Source organism: Georgenia sp. 311 (assembly GCF_006151955.1).
Lineage (GTDB): Bacteria > Actinomycetota > Actinomycetes > Actinomycetales > Actinomycetaceae > Oceanitalea > Oceanitalea wutianyii.
Window position 1 is genome coordinate 97,839 of the sequence record NZ_VDFS01000063.1, and the last position, 16,226, is coordinate 114,064.

15 protein-coding genes are annotated in these 16,226 nt (G+C 73.5%); 3 read left to right on the forward strand and 12 right to left on the reverse strand.

Annotation, left to right across the window (positions count from 1 at the left end):
- The first annotated feature begins 40 nt into the window (after positions 1-40).
- Positions 41-652 (forward strand): TetR/AcrR family transcriptional regulator, encoded by a 612-nt coding sequence (locus FHE66_RS14100; RefSeq protein ID WP_139073595.1) that lies wholly within the window; start codon positions 41-43, stop codon positions 650-652.
- Here the strand turns inward: FHE66_RS14100 and FHE66_RS14105 are convergent.
- A complete protein-coding gene (locus FHE66_RS14105) occupies positions 627-2,312 on the reverse strand; it encodes a ribonuclease J (RefSeq protein ID WP_139073596.1) in 1,686 nt (561 codons plus the stop codon). The two genes, FHE66_RS14100 and FHE66_RS14105, sit on opposite strands and share 26 nt — an antisense overlap.
- A complete protein-coding gene (gene dapA, locus FHE66_RS14110; RefSeq protein ID WP_139073597.1) occupies positions 2,309-3,208 on the reverse strand; it encodes a 4-hydroxy-tetrahydrodipicolinate synthase in 900 nt (299 codons plus the stop codon). Before dapA ends, FHE66_RS14105 begins: the two co-directional genes overlap by 4 nt.
- Positions 3,209-3,333: 125 nt before the next feature.
- Here dapA and FHE66_RS14115 point away from each other — a divergent pair, with 125 nt between their 5' ends.
- A complete protein-coding gene (locus FHE66_RS14115) occupies positions 3,334-3,963 on the forward strand; it encodes a GNAT family N-acetyltransferase (protein WP_139073674.1) in 630 nt (209 codons plus the stop codon).
- 27 nt (positions 3,964-3,990) lie between these two features.
- On the opposite strand, the gene FHE66_RS14120 is transcribed toward FHE66_RS14115, so the two are convergent.
- Together FHE66_RS14120 and dapB are read right to left on the reverse strand one after the other, a co-directional pair.
- A complete protein-coding gene (locus FHE66_RS14120; RefSeq protein WP_168202654.1) occupies positions 3,991-4,884 on the reverse strand; it encodes a serine/threonine-protein kinase in 894 nt (297 codons plus the stop codon).
- Between the two features lie 53 nt (positions 4,885-4,937).
- Positions 4,938-5,690, reverse strand: coding sequence for a 4-hydroxy-tetrahydrodipicolinate reductase (dapB, locus tag FHE66_RS14125; RefSeq protein WP_139073599.1), 753 nt, complete (start codon positions 5,688-5,690; stop codon positions 4,938-4,940).
- Positions 5,691-5,754: 64 nt separating this feature from the next.
- Between dapB and FHE66_RS14130 the strand changes: the two genes are divergently transcribed.
- Entirely contained in the window at positions 5,755-6,690 is a 936-nt protein-coding gene (locus FHE66_RS14130; protein WP_139073600.1) for a nucleoside hydrolase, read from the forward strand.
- 21 nt (positions 6,691-6,711) lie between these two features.
- Here the strand turns inward: FHE66_RS14130 and FHE66_RS14135 are convergent, their stop codons facing one another.
- The 8 genes from FHE66_RS14135 to rbfA form a co-directional block, all read right to left on the reverse strand.
- The gene (locus FHE66_RS14135) at positions 6,712-8,082 is read right to left on the reverse strand and encodes a pitrilysin family protein (RefSeq protein WP_139073601.1); all 1,371 of its coding nucleotides are present in this window, start codon (positions 8,080-8,082) and stop codon (positions 6,712-6,714) included.
- On the reverse strand, positions 8,075-10,444 hold the full coding sequence (locus FHE66_RS14140; RefSeq protein WP_176554792.1) for a polyribonucleotide nucleotidyltransferase: 2,370 nt from the start codon (positions 10,442-10,444) through the stop codon (positions 8,075-8,077). The genes FHE66_RS14135 and FHE66_RS14140 overlap by 8 nt, the downstream gene beginning before the upstream one ends.
- Before the next feature lie 217 nt (positions 10,445-10,661).
- A complete protein-coding gene (gene rpsO / locus FHE66_RS14145; protein WP_139073603.1) occupies positions 10,662-10,931 on the reverse strand; it encodes a 30S ribosomal protein S15 in 270 nt (89 codons plus the stop codon).
- 93 nt (positions 10,932-11,024) lie between these two features.
- Positions 11,025-11,969, reverse strand: coding sequence for a bifunctional riboflavin kinase/FAD synthetase (locus FHE66_RS14150; protein WP_139073604.1), 945 nt, complete (start codon positions 11,967-11,969; stop codon positions 11,025-11,027).
- Positions 11,970-12,030: 61 nt separating this feature from the next.
- Positions 12,031-13,464, reverse strand: a complete 1,434-nt coding sequence (locus tag FHE66_RS14155; protein ID WP_139073605.1) for a NupC/NupG family nucleoside CNT transporter — start codon at positions 13,462-13,464, stop codon at positions 12,031-12,033.
- 315 nt (positions 13,465-13,779) lie between these two features.
- The gene (gene truB, locus FHE66_RS14160; protein ID WP_176554794.1) at positions 13,780-14,718 is read right to left on the reverse strand and encodes a tRNA pseudouridine(55) synthase TruB; all 939 of its coding nucleotides are present in this window, start codon (positions 14,716-14,718) and stop codon (positions 13,780-13,782) included.
- Between the two features lie 220 nt (positions 14,719-14,938).
- Positions 14,939-15,703, reverse strand: coding sequence for a sulfite exporter TauE/SafE family protein (locus tag FHE66_RS14165; RefSeq protein WP_139073606.1), 765 nt, complete (start codon positions 15,701-15,703; stop codon positions 14,939-14,941).
- 11 nt (positions 15,704-15,714) lie between these two features.
- Positions 15,715-16,170, reverse strand: coding sequence for a 30S ribosome-binding factor RbfA (gene rbfA / locus FHE66_RS14170; RefSeq protein ID WP_139073607.1), 456 nt, complete (start codon positions 16,168-16,170; stop codon positions 15,715-15,717).
- Between the last annotated feature and the right edge of the window lie 56 nt (positions 16,171-16,226).

A 16,226-nucleotide genomic window follows, 5' to 3' on the forward strand; every position in this document is an offset into this window, starting at 1 on the left:
GTGTTAGACGGATGGCTGTCAACGCCCTAGACTCCGGCTCGTGCCCCGACCACGCCCCCATGACGCCGCCCTGCGCGCCACCCTCGTCGAGCTCGCCTCCGCGGCCGTCGCCGAGCGGGGCAGCGCCGGACTGTCCCTGCGCACGGTGGCGGCGCAGGCAGGCACGACGACGGCAGCCGTCTACACCCTCTTCGGCGGCCGCGACGGGCTGGTCGCCGCCGTCGTCGAGGAGGGCTTCCGGCGCTTCGCCGAGCACCTGGCGGCGGTCCCCCGCAGCGCGGACCCCGGTGCCGACCTCCTCGCGCTGGGCCTGGCCTACCGCGACAACGCGCTGGCCAACCCGCACTTCTACCGGGTGATGTTCGGGCCCGCCCCGGAGCAGGGAGGCGCCGCGGCCCCCACCACGGCTCAGCCGACCTTCCGGGTGCTGCGCGAGGCCGTCGCGCGTGTCCCCGGCGTCCCGGACGCCGACGAGCTCGCGCTGCGCCTGTGGGCGCTGGCCCACGGGCTGGTGAGTCTCGAGCTCGCCGGCCTGCTGCCGGGTGGCCGCGAGGAGCGCGACGCCCGCTACCGGGAGGCGCTCCTCGCCTCGCGCCGGGCCCCCGACCCGGGGCCCGGCACCGAGGTCACGCCTCGACGACCACCGGGATGATCATCGGGCGGCGGCGCAGCCGGCTGGAGGCCCAGCGGCCCACGATGCGGCGCATGACCTGCTGGAGCTGGTGGACGTCGGTCGTGCCGCCACGCGCGGCCTTGGTGAGCTCCTCGGCGACCTTGGGGAGGATCGCGTCGAAGACCGACTCGTCCTCGGCCATCCCGCGGGCCTGGATGTGCGGGCCCGCGACGACGGCGCCGGTCGCGGAGTCCACGGCGGCGAAGATCGAGATGAAGCCCTCCTCGCTGAGGATCCGCCGGTCCTTGAGCTCGGCCTCGGTGATCTCCCCGACGCTCGAGCCGTCGACGTAGACGTATCGGCTCGGCACGGCTCCGACGATCCGCGCCCGGCCGTCGACGAGGTCGACGACGACGCCGTCCTCGGCCAGCACGACCCGCTCGGCGGGCACGCCGGTCTTGACGGCCAGCGCGCCGTTGGCGACGAGGTGGCGGATCTCCCCGTGGACCGGCATGACGTTGCGCGGCCGGACGATGTTGTAGCAGTAGAGGAGCTCACCAGCGCTCGCGTGGCCCGAGACGTGGACCCGGGCGTTGGCCTGGTGGACGACCTTCGCACCGAGACGGGTCAGCCCGTTGATCACGCGGTAGACGGAGTTCTCGTTGCCGGGGATGAGCGAGGAGGCGAAGATCACCGTGTCGCCCGGACCGACGGAGACCCGGTGGTCCCGGTTGGCGATCCGGCTGAGCGCGGCCATCGGCTCGCCCTGGGAGCCGGTCGCCATGAGGACGAGCTCGTCGTCGCGCAGGTCGTCGACCTGCTTGATGTCCACGATCGTGTCCTCGGGGACCTGCAGGTAGCCGAGGTCCGCGGCGATGCGCATGTTGCGGACCATCGAGCGCCCGACGAAGGCGACCTTGCGCCGGTGGGTGTAGGCGGCGTCGAGCACCTGCTGGACCCGGTGGACGTGGGAGGCGAAGGAGGCGACGACGATCTTCTGCTCGGCGGCGGCGAAGACCGAGTCGAGCACCGGGCCGATCTCGGCCTCGGCGGTGGTGAAGCCGGGGACCTCGGCGTTCGTCGAGTCCGTCATGAACAGGTCGACGCCCTCCTCCCCCAGCCGGGCGAAGGCGCGCAGGTCGGTGATGCGCCCGTCGAGCGGGAGCTGGTCCATCTTGAAGTCGCCGGTGTGGAGCACGTTGCCGGCCCCGGTGCGGACCATGACCGCGAGCGCGTCGGGGATCGAGTGGTTGACCGCGACGAACTCCGTCTCGAACGGGCCGAAGCGCTCGACCTGCCCCTCCTTGACCGCGAGGGTGGTGGGCGTGATGCGGTGCTCCTTGAGCTTGGCCTCGATGAACGCGAGGGTGAGCCGGGAGCCGACGAGCGGGATGTCCTGGCGCAGCCGCAGGAGGTAGGGCACGGCGCCGATGTGGTCCTCGTGGCCGTGGGTGAGGACGATCGCCTCGATGTCGCCCATCCGGTCGGCGATGTAGTCGAAGTCCGGGAGGATGAGGTCGACGCCGGGCTGGTCGTCCTCGGGGAAGAGCACGCCGCAGTCGATGACGAGCAGCCGGCCCTCGTACTCGAGCACGGCCATGTTCCGGCCGACCTCTCCGAGCCCGCCGAGGGCGACGATGCGCAGCGCTCCTGCGGGCAGCGGTCCGGGCGGTGTGAGGTCGGGGTGGGGGTGGCTCACAGAAGTCCTTCCTGGCGCAGCACTGTCTCCAGTGCCGTGATCTCGTTCTCGGCGGCGCGCACGAGGGGCAGCCGCACGGCAGGGCTCGGCAGCCGACCCTGCAGGTGCAGCGCCTCCTTGACCATGACGGTGCCCTGTCCGCCTCCCATGATGGCATTGACGAGCCCGCGCGCGCGGTTCGCCACGGCACGCGCGGCCACGAGGTCGCCGTCGTCGACCTCGGCGACCATCTCGGCGTAGGCGCCGGCAGCGAGATGGCCGACGACGGACACGACCCCGGAGGCGCCGTGGGCGAGCCAGGCGAAGTTGAGCCCGTCGTCGCCGGAGTAGAACTCCAGGCCGGTGCGGGCCATGCGCTCGAAGCCGTGCTGCACGTCCCCGGTCGCGTCCTTGACGGCGAGGATCCGGGGGTGCTCGGCGAGCCGGTCGAGGGCGTCGTCGCCGATCGCCACGCCGGTGCGACCGGGGATGTCGTAGAGCATGACCGGCAGGCCGGTGGAGTCGGCGATCGTGCGGATGTGGGTGAGGACGCCGGCCTGGGAGGGCCGGTTGTAGTACGGGGTGACGACGAGGAGCCCGTGCGCCCCCGTGGCCTCGGCGCTCCTGGCGATGCGGACGGCGTGCGCGGTGTCGTTGGACCCGGCGCCGGCGATGACCATCGCGCGGTCCCCCACCGCCTCGACGACGCCGCGCACGACGGCGTCCTTCTCGGGCTGGTGGGTGGTCGAGGACTCACCGGTCGTGCCGTTGACGACGAGGCTGTCGCAGCCCGCGTCGACGAGGTCGACGGCGAGCTGCTGGGCGGTGTCGACGTCGACGGAGCCGTCGGCGTGGAACGGGGTGATCATCGCCACCGACACGGAGCCGAAGGTGCGCGTGGGCACGGCAGCATTCATGGGGAAGACGGTACCGCTCCGGCGCGACGACGCTCCTGCTCGTCCACCCGGCGGCCCGGGCCGCGCGCCCGTGGGGGCGGGCGGCGGGCGGCGTCCCGTGTCCGCGATAACCTGCCCGGGTGAGGATGGACAGCGGACCGCACGACGAGGACGACCTGCTCGGAGCCCTGGCGGCGGGCAACCTGCCCGAGGAGGAGGACCCCCACGCCGGGCACGACCACGGGCCGACCGCCGACCTGTCGGTACGTCCGGCCGTCCCGGAGGACGCCCCGCTCATCACCGCGCTGCAGCTCGCCGCGTGGCGCGCGCGCGGCCTGGTGGACGAGGACCTCCTCGCCACGGTCGACACCGCGGCCGTCACCGCCCAGTGGGGCGCGGCGATCACCGACCCGCCCTCACCGCGCCACCGCGTGCTCACCGCGCTCGCGGGCGGTGAGGTCGTCGGGTTCCTCGCCTACGCCCCCGCCGGGGACGTGTCCCTGCCCGAGTCCGCCGGCACCGACCCGGTCGAGGTGCTCGCCCTCGAGGTCCGGGCCGGCCACACCCGCGAGGGCCACGGCTCCCGGCTGCTCGCCGCGTGCGCGGACCTCGTGCGCGACTCCGGCGGCACCTGCCTCGTCACGTGGTCCGGTCAGGAGGACGAGGCGCGCACCCGCTTCCTCGGCTCCGCCGGGTTCGCCCCGGCCGGGCCGCGCCGGGCGCTGGGCACGGGCGCCGTCGACGTCGTCGAGAGCTGCTGGTTCGCCCAGGTCTGACCCCGCCGGCCCGACCCGGCCGGAGGCCTAGGCCGCGGCAGGCAGGTCGAGCACCTCGAGGATCGGGCGGGTGGCCTCCGCGTCCAGCCGGGTGACCGGGGCCTCCTCGCGGCGCCCGAGACTCGCCGGCAGCGGGTCGTCCTCCCGCAGGGCGGAGAGGGCCGCGTGGGCCTGCGCCGACGTGCAGCGCGCCGCCGGGTCCTTCTCGAGCATCGACGCGACGAGGTCGTCCAGCGCGGCCGGGACGCCGGGCACGAGCTCACGCAGCCGCGGCGCCGCGGCCCTCACCTGCCGGTGGAGCACGTCGGTCGGCGAGCCCGCGACGAACGGCGGGCGCCCCGCGAGGGCCGTCGTCAGCAGGCAGCCGAGGGCGTAGACGTCGCTCGCGGCGGTCGCCGGCGCCGAGGTCACCTGCTCGGGGGCCATGTAGGTCGCGGTCCCGAAGGTCACCGGCCCGGCGTCGTCGTCGGTCGACAGCGCGGCACCGAAGTCGATGAGGACGACGCCGTCCCCGGCGTCGAGGACGACGTTCGCGGGCTTGACGTCGCCGTGGACGACGCCGGCACCGTGGACGGCGGCGAGGGCGTCGGCCAGCCGCGCGGTCACGCGCACGGCCTCGACGGGCGCCATCGGCCCCTGGTCGAGCACGGCGCCGAGGTCCGGCCCGGTGAGGAGGTCCATGACGAGGTAGCCGGTGGCCCCGTCGTGCCCGGCGTCGTGGACGGCGACGACACCCGGGTGGGTGACCGACGCGGCGAGCCGTGCCTCGCGGCGCAGCCGCCCCGCCTCCCCGCCCCGGTCGGTGACCGTCTTGACGGCGACCTCGCGCCCGGACCTCACGTCACGGGCGGCCCAGACGGTCCCCATCCCGCCGCGTCCGACGACGCGGTGCAGCTGGTACCTGTCCGCGAGACGACTCACACCGACCATTCTCGTCCGCGCCCCGCCCGGGCGCCTCCCGTGGGAGGCGTTCCTCAGGCGAGGTCGAGGAGGTGCTCGAGGCCGACCGTCAGGCCCGGCCGCCGGGCGACGTTGCGCACCGCGAGGAGCACCCCGGGCATGAAGCTCACCCGGTCGAAGGAGTCGGTGCGGATGGTCAGCTGCTCCCCCGGGTTGCCGAGGAGGATCTCCTCGTGGGCGACCAGCCCGCGCAGCCGCACGGCATGGACGTGCACGCCGTCGACGACGGCCCCGCGGGCGCCGTCGAGCTGGGTCTGCGTCGCGTCGGGGGCCGGACCGAGCCCCGCCTCACGGCGTGCCGCGGCGATGTGCCGGGCGGTGGCGAGGGCGGTCCCCGACGGCGCGTCGACCTTGTCCGGGTGGTGCAGCTCGACGACCTCGACGGACTCGAACCAGCGGGCGGCGCGGGCGGCGAGCTCCATCGCGAGGACGGCGGAGAGCGCGAAGTTCGGGGCGACGAGGACACCGAGGCCCTCGGCCCGGGCGGCGTGGTCGGCCACCCGCTCCAGCGCGTCGGCGTCCCAGCCGGTCGTGCCGACGACGGCGTGCACGCCGGCGTCGAGGAGGGCGTGGACGTTGGCCTCGGTGACGGACGGGACGGTGAAGTCGACGGCGACGTCCGCCCGGCCGGCGAGCGCGGCGACGTCGTCGTCCTGCCCGAGACGCGCGACCAGCTCGAGGTCGGGCGCCTCCTCGACGGCCCGGCACACCGTGGCTCCCATGCGTCCGCCGGCGCCGAGCACCGCCACCCTCACGCGTTCGGTCATGACGGCGAGCATACGGCTCCAGGAGCGCGCACTATGCTCGCGCTCGACCCTCGGGAGGAGATCCATGACCCGCAGCATCATCCTCGACTGCGACCCCGGCCACGACGATGCCCTCGCCATCCTGCTCGCCGCGGGCGACCCCCGCGCCGAGCTCCTCGCGATCACGACGGTGGCGGGCAACCAGACGGTCGAGAAGGTCACCCGCAACGCGCGCGCCGTGTGCACGGTCGCGGGGGTCGAGGGCGTCACCGTCGCCCAGGGCGCGTCCCGCCCGCTCGTCCGTGAGGCGATCATCGCCCCGGAGTACCACGGCGACAGCGGCCTGGACGGGCCCGACCTGCCCGAGCCCACCGTGCCCCTGGACCCGCGCGGCGCGGCTGAGCTCATCGTCCGCACGGTCATGGACCGCGAGCCCGGGACCGTGGACCTCGTCCCCACCGGGCCGCTGACGAACATCGCCCTGGCCCTCGCGCTCGAGCCGCGGCTGGCCGAGCGCGTCCGCGGCGTCACCCTCATGGGCGGGGCCTACACCCGCGGCAACCGCACGCCCGCCGCGGAGTTCAACATCATCGCCGACCCGGAGGCCGCGGCGGCCGTCTTCGCCGCGCCGTGGCCGGTGACGATGGTCGGCCTGGACCTCACCCACCAGGCGCTGGCCGACGACGCCTTCCGCAGCCGGGTCCGTGCCCTCGGGACGCCGCTGGCAGGGTTCGTCGAGGAGCTCATGGAGTTCTTCACGCAGTCGTACGCGCGCCGCGGGTTCCCCGCGCCCGCCGTCCACGACCTGTGCGCCGTCGCCGCCGTGCTCGACCCGGACGTCATGACCTACCGCGACGCCTTCGTCACCGTCGAGCTCACCGGCACGTGGACCACCGGCATGACCGTCACCGACTTCGAGGGGCTCCTCGGCCGCCCGGTGAACACGCGCGTGGCCGTGTCCCTCGACCGCGACCGGCTGTGGGACATGACGGTGGCCGCCATCGAGCGCCTCGGCGGCTGAGCCGGCCGGCCGGCCCCCGGGTCAGGGGGCCGGGACCGGCGCGAGGGAGGCGAGCAGCGGGCCCGCGACGTCGTCCTCGAAGGGCCCGACGACGACGAGCGAGCGCGGCCGGGCGGCGAGCTCGGCCGCGAGCTCCTGGACCTGCTCGGCGGTGACCGCGCGGATGAGCTCGAGGCTCTCCGCGATCGTCGTGAGCTCGCCGTGGACGATCTCCGCGCGGCCCAGGCGCGACATGCGCGAGCCGGTGTCCTCCAGGCCGAGGACGAGGTTGCCGCACAGCTGGCCGACAGCGCGCTCGAGCTCCTCCGCACCGAGCGGCTCACGCGCGATCTTGTCGAGCTCGGCGCCGAGGAGGGTGACGACCTCGGTCGTGTTCTCCGGCGCGCAGCCCGCGTAGAGGCCGACGAGCCCGGCCTCCGCGTAGGAGGAGGCGAAGGCGTAGGTGGAGTAGGCGAGGCCGCGACGCTCGCGGACCTCCTGGAACAGGCGCGAGCTCATGCCACCGCCGAGCGCGGTCATGAGCACCGACAGCGCCCACCGCCGCTCGTCGCGGGCGGGCAGCCCCTGGCAGCCGAGGATGACGTTGGCCTGCTCGGTCGTGCGCCGCACGGTGAGGGCGCTGCCCTCGGTGGGCAGCGCGTCGCTGCCGGCCGTGCGCCGGGCGACGGGCGCCTCGGCGGGGTCGAGCCGCCAGCCGCCGGCCTCGACCGCCTGCAGCACCTGGCGGCACAGCGTCTCGTGGTCCACGGCGCCGGCGGCGGTGACGACCAGCTCGCGCGGCACGTAGGTGCGCCGGTAGTGCTCGAGGACGGCCTCGCGCGGAACCTCGCGGATCGTCGCCGGGGTCCCGCCGATCGGACGGCCGAGCGGGTGCGGGCCCAGGACCGCGGTGGCGAACTGCTCGTGGACGACGTCGACGGGGTCGTCCCCCGCCATCGCCAGCTCCTCGAGGATGACGCCCCGCTCGGTCTCGAAGTCCTCCGCGTCGAGCAGGGCGGAGGTCACCATGTCGGTGATGACGTCGACCGCCATGGGCAGGTCGGCGTCGAGCACCCGTGCGTAGTAGCAGGTGTGCTCCTTGCCGGTGGCGGCGTTCGCCTCGCCACCGACGGCGTCGAACGCGACCGCGATGTCCATCGCGTCGCGTCGCGCGGTGCCCTTGAAGAGCAGGTGCTCGAGGAAGTGGGTCGAGCCGTGGTGGCCGTCGGTCTCGTCACGAGAACCGACGGCCACCCACGCGCCCACGGCAGCCGAGCGCTGCGCGGGGATGGCCTCGCTGAGCACCCGGATCCCGCCGGGCAGGACGGAGCGTCGGATGACGCTGCCGTCCTGCTCGACGTGGAGCTCGGTGCCCGGCTCACCGGCCGGGCCGAGCGGAAGTGCTTCAGGCACCGGCGGTGTCGCCGTCCTCCCGGATGCGGTTGCGACGCTCGCGACGCTGACCGCCCTCGCGGCGGCTGCTGCCACCCTCGCGGCGGGGACGCTCGTCACGCTGCTCCTCGGCGGCGTCCTCGGTCCCGGCGTCGGTGGCCTCGGCGGCCTCGGCGTCACCGGTCTCCTCGTCGTCGACGACGGCGTGGAGGGAGAGCTTGCCGCGCGGGTCGACCTCGGCGAGCTCGACCTGGACCTGCTGGCCCACGGACAGGACGTCCTCGACGTTCTCCACGCGCTTGCCACCGACGAGGCGGCGGATCTGGGAGATGTGGAGCAGACCGTCCTTGCCCGGGGACAGGGAGACGAAGGCGCCGAAGGACGTCGTCTTGACGACGGTCCCGACGAAGCGCTCGCCCACCTCGGGCATCTGCGGGTTGGCGATCGCGTTGACGGCCTGGCGGGCCGCCTCGGCCGAGGGGCCGTCGGTCGCGCCGATGTAGACGGTGCCGTCGTCCTCGATCGAGATGTCCGCGCCGGTGTCCTCCTGGATCTGGTTGATCATCTTGCCCTTCGGGCCGATGACCTCACCGATCTTGTCGACCGGGACCTTGACGGTGATGACGCGCGGGGCGGTGGCGGCCATCTCGTCGGGTGCGTCGATGACCTCGGTCATGACGTCCAGGATGTGCAGGCGGGCGTCGCGCGCCTGGTTCAGCGCGGCGGCGAGCACCGAGGCCGGGATGCCCAGCAGCTTGGTGTCGAGCTGGATCGCCGTGACGAACTCGCGGGTGCCGGCGACCTTGAAGTCCATGTCGCCGAACGCGTCCTCGGCGCCGAGGATGTCGGTGAGCGCCGCGTAGCGGGTCTCACCCTCCACCTCGTCGCTCATGAGGCCCATGGCGATGCCGGCGACCGGGGCGCGCAGCGGCACACCGGCGTTGAGCAGCGACAGGGTCGAGGCGCAGACCGAGCCCATCGAGGTCGAGCCGTTGGACCCGAGGGCCTCGGAGACCTGACGGATCGCGTAGGGGAACTCCTCGCGGGTCGGCAGGACGGGCATGAGGGCCCGCTCCGCCAGGGCGCCGTGGCCGATCTCGCGGCGCTTGGGCGAGCCCACGCGGCCGGTCTCACCGGTGGAGTACGGCGGGAAGTTGTAGTTGTGCATGTAACGCTTGCGCGTCTGCGGGGAGAGCGTGTCGAGCTGCTGCTCCATGCGGAGCATGTTGAGCGTCGTCACACCCATGATCTGGGTCTCGCCGCGCTCGAAGAGTGCCGAGCCGTGCACGCGCGGGAGGACGTCGACCTCCGCGGACAGGGTGCGGATGTCGCGCAGCCCGCGACCGTCCATGCGCACGCCGTCCTTGAGCACCCGCTGGCGCACGAAGTGCTTGGTCGCGGCGCGGAAGGCGGCGGAGAGGTTCTTCTCCGACTCCGGGAACTGCTCGGAGAGGGCCTCGAGGGTGGCCTTCTTGACCTCGTCGAGGCGCTCCTCGCGCTCCTGCTTGCCGGCGATGGCGATCGCCTCGGCGAGGTCGGCGGCGGCGTGACCGACGACGGCCTCGTACTCCTCGGTCGTGTAGTCGAGGAAGCGGGGCAGCTCGGTGACCGGCTTGGCGGCCTTCTCGGCGAGCTCGGCCTGGGCCTTGCACAGCGCGAGGATGAACGGCTTGGAGGCCTCGAGGCCCTGGGCCACGATCTCCTCGGTCGGCGCGGTGGCGCCGTCCTGGATGAGCGTCCAGGCGTTGTCGGTGGCCTCGGCCTCGACCATCATCACCGCGACGTCCTCGTTGCCCTCGGCGTCGGTGACGACGCGTCCGGCGACGACCATCGAGAAGACGGCCCGCTCGAGCTCGGAGTAGCGCGGGAAGGCGACCCACTGGTCGTTGATGAGCGCGATCCGGGTGCCGCCGATCGGCCCCGAGAAGGGCAGGCCGGAGATCTGGGTGGACAGCGACGCGGCGTTGATCGCCAGGACGTCGTAGCTGTCGTCCGGGTGGATCGCGAGGACGGTCTCGACGACCTGGACCTCGTTGCGCAGGCCCTTGACGAACGAGGGGCGCAGCGGGCGGTCGATGAGCCGGCAGGCGAGGATCGCCTCGGTCGAGGGACGGCCCTCGCGGCGGAAGAACGAGCCGGGGATCTTGCCGGCGGCGTACTGGCGCTCCTCGACGTCGACGGTCAGCGGGAAGAAGTCGAAGTGGTCCTTCGGGTTCTTCCCGTACGTCGTCGCCGAGAGGATCATCGTGTCCTCGTCGAGGTACGCGACGGCGGAGCCGGCGGCCTGGCGGGCCAGGCGACCGGTCTCGAAGCGGATGGTGCGGGTGCCGAAGCTGCCGTTGTCGATGACGGCTTCAGCGGACGTGATTTCGGGTCCCTCCACGGGTGCCCTCCTTCTTGATCGTCCCCGCGCGGGCCTGGCGGCCTTCGATCGAGGCCCACGGACCGTCGGCGGTGCCGACCTTCCGGGGGCCACTACCGAGGACCGGCGCATGACACCGGCGCGGGAGTGGGTGTTTCTGTTCAGTTTGTGCCCGCCCGTCACCGGCGGACATGCAAGGCCGGCTCGGACCCCGTCGGGGTCCGAGCCGGCGCGGGTCCTAGCGACGCAGTCCGAGGCGCTCGATGAGGCTGCGGTAGCGCGCGATGTCGATCTTCTGCAGGTAACCGAGGAGGTTACGGCGCTGACCGACCAGGAGCAGCAGACCACGACGGCTGTGGTGGTCGTGCTTGTGGAACTTCAGGTGCTCGGTGAGGTCGTTGATCCGCCGGGTGAGCAGCGCGACCTGGACCTCCGGCGAACCGGTGTCACCCTCGTGGGTGGCGTACTCGGCGATGATGGACTGCTTGACGTCTGCAGCGAGGGGCACAGGTTCTCCTTGGGGTTCGTTGCGCGGAGCACCGGGGCATGTCCACCCGGGCATGACGCATCCGCGGCCGATCTGACGGCAGCGTCGATCGTATCAGACCCCGGACGCGCGCAGCACGGCGAGGGCGTCCTGCACGTCGTGGCCCATCTGGGCGATCAGCGGCTCGACGCCGTCGAAGCGCAGTGTCGGGCGCAGCCGGGTGACGAACTCCACGACGACCTCCTCGTCGTACAGCTCGAGGTCGTCGCGGCCGATGACGTGCGCCTCGACGGTGCGGACCGGGTCCCCGAACGTCGGGTTGGTGCCGATGGAGATCGCGGCGGGCAGCCGCTCCCCCGTCCCGCCGTGACGGCGCAGCCAGCCGGCGTACACGCCGTCGGCCGGGATGGTGCCGACCGAGTCGGCGGCGAGGTTCGCCGTCGGGTAGCCGAGCTCGCGACCGCGCGCGTACCCGCGCACGACGACGCCACGCATGCGGTGCGGGCGTCCCAGGACGGTGGCCGCGGCGGCGACGTCCCCCGACTCGACGAGCTGGCGGGCCCAGCTCGAGGACCACCGCCGGTCCTCGCCGACGTCGTGCACGACCTCGACGTCGAACCCGTGCTCCCGCCCGAGGGCCGACATGGTGTGCTGGTCACCGGAGTTGTCCCGCCCGAAGCGCGTGTCGTGCCCGACGACGACCGCCTGGGCGTGGAGGGCGCCGAGGAGGTAGGTGCGCACGAACTCCTCGGGCGTGGCCCGGGCGAAGTCGAGGGTGTAGGGCACGACGAGCGTGACGTCGATCCCGGCGTCGGCGAGCAGCTCGAGCCGGTCGGTGAGCCCGGTGAGGAGGGAGGGGGCGGCCTCGGGCCGGTGGACCTGCGCCGGGTGCGGGTCGAAGGTCAGCGCGACGGCCGGCAGTCGGCGCGCCCGGGCGTGGGAGATCGTCGTCTCGAGGACGGCGCGGTGGCCACGGTGGACGCCGTCGAAGTTCCCGATGGTCACGACGCTGCCGGTCAGGTCGGCGGGGATCTGCTCGATGCCGTGCCACACCTGCACCCTGGGGCTCCTTCTCCTCACGACGGCCGCTCTCCACGGCCGCTGCCGAGACTACCCCGGGTCAGCCGATGAGAATTCCGGCGATCGCGGCCGACATGAGGTTGCCCAGGGTGCCGGCCAGCACGGCCCGCAGACCGAGGGTGGCGATGACGCCCCGCTGGGTCGGGGCGATGCCGCCGAGGCCGCCGAGGAGGATCGCGAGGGAGCCGAGGTTGGCGAAGCCGGTGAGCGCGAAGGTGATGATCGCCTGGGACTTCGCGCTGAACTCCTCCGCGCGGGGCGCGAAGTCGGAGAAGGCGACGAACTCGTTGAGGACGACCTTCTGGCCGAGGAAGCTGCCGGCGTCGACGGCCTCGTTGATCGGCACGCCGACCGCCGTCATCACCGGGGCGAACACGTAGCCGAGGACCTGCTGGACGGAGAGGTCGTCGACCCCGAAGAGCGAGCCGATGGCGCCGAAGATGATGTTGAGCAGCGCGACGAGGGAGATGAACGCGAGGAGCATGGCGCCGACGTTGAGCGCCAGCCCGAGGCCGTCGGACGCGCCACGGGAGGCGGCGTCGATGACGTTGACGGGCTCGTCGTCGTCGGCGGTGTCGTCGTCGGTGTCGGCGTCGGCCGGCTCGTCTGCCGCGCGGACCCGGCGCACGAGCTCGTCGCGACCCTCCACCGTGGCCCCGCGCCGCGCGCCGCGCTGGAAGGCGGCCCTCGCCCGGTCGGCGAAGCTGCGGTCCTCCTTCCGGCCGCCCGCCCTGCGGGGGACCTCCGGGGTGTCGGCGCCGCTCACCGTGTCGGGCGCCTGCACGACGGGCGTTTGCGCCGTCGTCGTCGCCCCGTCCGTGGGCACCGCGTTGGGCCCGATGTCGGACAGCGCGCCCGCGGGCACGAGCATCTTCGCCATGAGAAGCCCGGCGGGGGCCGCCATGAAGCTCGCCGCGATGAGGTACTCGAGGTTCGCCCCGAGCAGCGAGTAGCCGACGAGCACCGAGCCGGCGACCGTCGTCAGCCCGCCGGCCATGACGGCGAAGACCTCCGACGGCGTCATGTGCTTGATGTAGGGACGGATGACGAGGGGCGCCTCGGTCTGACCGACGAAGATGTTCGCCGCGGCGTTCATCGACTCCGGGCCGGTGGTGCCGAGGACCTTCGCCAGGCCGCCCCCGATCCACCGCGTGACGAGCTGCAGCGCACCGATGTAGTAGAGGACGGCGGTGAGCGAGGCGAAGAAGACGATGACCGGCAGCACCTGGAAGGCGAAGACCGAGCCGTCGTCGGGCAGGATCGGCCCGAAGAGGAAGTCGATGCCGGACGAGGAGGAGTTGATGACGGCCTGGACCGCGGTGGTGAACTCCTCCAGCACCCACCTGCCCGCGGGCACGTAGAGCACGAGGAAGCCGAAGGTGATCTGGATGAGCAGCGCGAGCGTGATCGTCCGGTAGTTGATCCGGCGTCGGTCGACCGACAGCAGCCAGGCGATCGCCAGGACGAGCACCATTCCACCGAGTCCCCACAGCACCTGGAGCACGGCTTCCCCCCTCTCTCGTGCACGAGCGCACTCACCCTCGCACACACCCCGCCGCTCCGCCCGTGAGAGAGCGTCACCCGCCCTCCTCGCCCCCTCCCGCGCGACAGCCGGCTTCCGCGCGACAGCCGACTTCCGCGCGACAGCCGAGTTCCGCGCGGCGGCAGACTTCCGCGCGACAGCCGACTTCCGCGCGACAGCCGAGTTCCGCGCGACAGCCGAGTTCGTCGCGACAGCCGAGTTCCGCGCGACAGCAGACTCCGCCCTGGGAGTCCTGGAGGCGACGCGTCAGGCTGGGTCGAGCACGAGCACCGGCCGGGCCTGCTCCCCGCGGTCCTCGACGAGCGCGACGACGTGTCCGTCCGGTGCCGCGACGGCGACCGTCCCGGGACGCCCGCTCGGCGCGAGCCGCTTGCCGTACCGGACCGCCGTCGTCTCCTCCGCGGTGAGGTCACGCACCGGGAAGGCGAGCCGGCACGCCTCGGTGAGCGAGAGCAGCCGCACCGGCGCACCCTCCTCGTGCGCGACGCCGAGCGCGGCCAGGTCGGCCGCGCCGTCGAGCCCGAACGGCCCGACCTGCGTGCGGCGCAGCGCGGTGAGGTGGCCGCCGGTGCCGAGCGCGGCGCCGAGGTCACGGGCGAGCGCGCGCACGTAGGTTCCGGACGAGCAGCCGACGACGACGTCGAGGTCGGTCACGGGCGTCCCGTCCTGCGCCGTCGTCGTGCGCCTGTCGAGGACGTCGAAACGGTGGATGACGACCGGCCGGGCGGCGAGCTCGACCTCCTCCCCGCCACGCACCCGCGCGTAGGACCGCTTGCCGTCGACCTTGATCGCGCTCACCGAGCTCGGCACCTGCTCGATCGGACCCCGAAGGTCCGTGAGAGCGGCCTCGACGGCCTCCGGGGAGACGTCGGGGGCGCCCACGGCGGTGGTGACCTCGCCCTCGGCGTCGTCGGTGATCGTCGCCTGCCCGAGCCGGATCGTCGCCGTGTACTCCTTGTCCGCGCCCACGAGGTAGGTGAGCAGCCGCGTCGCGCGGCCGACGCCGAGGACCAGCACGCCGGTGGCCATCGGGTCGAGGGTGCCGGCGTGGCCGACCTTGCGGGTCCCGGCCAGGCGGCGGACGCGTCCGACGACGTCGTGGCTCGTCCAGCCCGAGGGCTTGTCGACGACGAGGATCCCGTCGGCGGGGTCGGCGGATCCGGAAGGTGCGCGGCGTTCGGTCACCACGCGACGCTAGCAGCGCCCGACGGACGGGCTGTGGCACCAGGACATGTCGAGCGGCCGGCGGAGAGGAACGCCACTGCCGACCAGAACTCCGCTGTCGCGCGGAAGTCGGCTCTCGCGCGGAAGTCGGCTCTCGCGCGGAACTCCGCTGTCGCGCAGAAGTCGGCTCTCGCGCGGCGCGGGGAAGGGAGGGCGGCTGGCCGGGGCCGGGGAGGGGCGGTCAGGAGGGGGTGCGGCGGGCCTTGAGGACGAGCTGGACGGCGGTGACGAGGAGGAGGACGGCGAAGAGTCGCTGGAGCCACTCCCCCGGGGCCGCCTGGGCGACGAGGGTTCCGAGCGGAGCGCCGACGACGCCGCCCAGGCCGAGCACCGCTCCGGATCGCCAGTCGGTGTACCCGCGGCGGGCGTGACGCCACGCGCCGAGGAGCGAGATCGGCACCATGGCGGCGAGCGAGGTCCCCTGCGCCTCCTGCGGGGTGAACCCGAAGCCGAGGACGAGCAGCGGCACCATGACGATCCCGCCGCCGATGCCGATGAGGGCGGACAGCAGGCCCATGAGGAGGCCGGCGCCGACGTAGCCGAGCAGCACGACCGGCTCGAGGTGGGCGATCTCGCCGGCGCCCTCGACCGGCGGGGCCAGCGCCATGCGCACGGCGACCGCCACCATGACGGCGGCGAAGGCGATCTTCAGCGCCCGGTCGGACAAGCGGTGGAGCAGCTCGGCGCCGAGGAACGTGCCGACGAGCCCGCCGGCGACGACGAGGAGCGCGGGCACGATGACGACGTCCCCGGCGATGCCGTAGCTGACGGCCCCGGCGAGGGCGGTGAGGGTGATCGCGGCGAGTGAGGTCGCCTGCGCCCGCTTCTGCGCCATCGCGAACAGCGAGACGAGGACCGGGACGAGGACGACGCCCCCGCCGATGCCGAGCAGCCCCGACAGGACGCCGACGGCGAGGCCGGCGGCGGCCAGTCGGGGGATGCTCACGGGCTGGGTGCTCAGCGGTCGGCCGGGTCGTCGGCCGTGAGCTCCTCGTCCCGCTCGCGGCGGTACGGGTCGGCCTCCCCGGCCGGGGTGGCGCCGGCCGCGAGGCGGGCCAGCTCGGCGTCCCGCTCGGCCGCCTCGCGCAGGACGCGGTCGAGGTCGGCCGCGGTCTCCGGGATGACGTCCGCCGTGAACGCGAGGGTCGGGGTGAGCCGCAGACCGAGCTGCTTGCCCACCTCGGAGCGGATGAGGCCCTTGGCCGAGGCGAGGGCGGCGGCGGTGTCCTGCCGCGCCTGCTCGTCCCCGAGGACGGTGTAGTAGACGGTGGCGTTCTGGAGGTCACCGGTCACCCGGACCTCCGTCACGGTGACGAAGCCGAGGCGCGGGTCCTTGATCCGGGACTCGAGCATCGAGGCGACGATCTGCTGGATGCGGTCGCTCACGCGGCGCATCCGCGGGGTGTCGGCCATGGTTCCCTCCTGGTGGGCTGACGCGGCGTGGCGCGCACCGGCTGGTGCGCGCCACG

Bases quoted from the DNA above. Each gene is read 5' to 3' on its own strand.
- dapB (WP_139073599.1), bottom strand. From the start codon at position 5,690: ATGACCGAACGCGTGAGGGTGGCGGTGCTCGGCGCCGGCGGACGCATG.
- rbfA (WP_139073607.1), bottom strand. From the start codon at position 16,170: ATGGCCGACACCCCGCGGATGCGCCGCGTGAGCGACCGCATCCAGCAG.
- dapA (WP_139073597.1), bottom strand. From the start codon at position 3,208: ATGAATGCTGCCGTGCCCACGCGCACCTTCGGCTCCGTGTCGGTGGCG.
- FHE66_RS14115 (WP_139073674.1), top strand. From the start codon at position 3,334: ATGGACAGCGGACCGCACGACGAGGACGACCTGCTCGGAGCCCTGGCG.
- FHE66_RS14155 (WP_139073605.1), bottom strand. From the start codon at position 13,464: ATGGTGCTCGTCCTGGCGATCGCCTGGCTGCTGTCGGTCGACCGACGC.
- FHE66_RS14130 (WP_139073600.1), top strand. From the start codon at position 5,755: ATGACCCGCAGCATCATCCTCGACTGCGACCCCGGCCACGACGATGCC.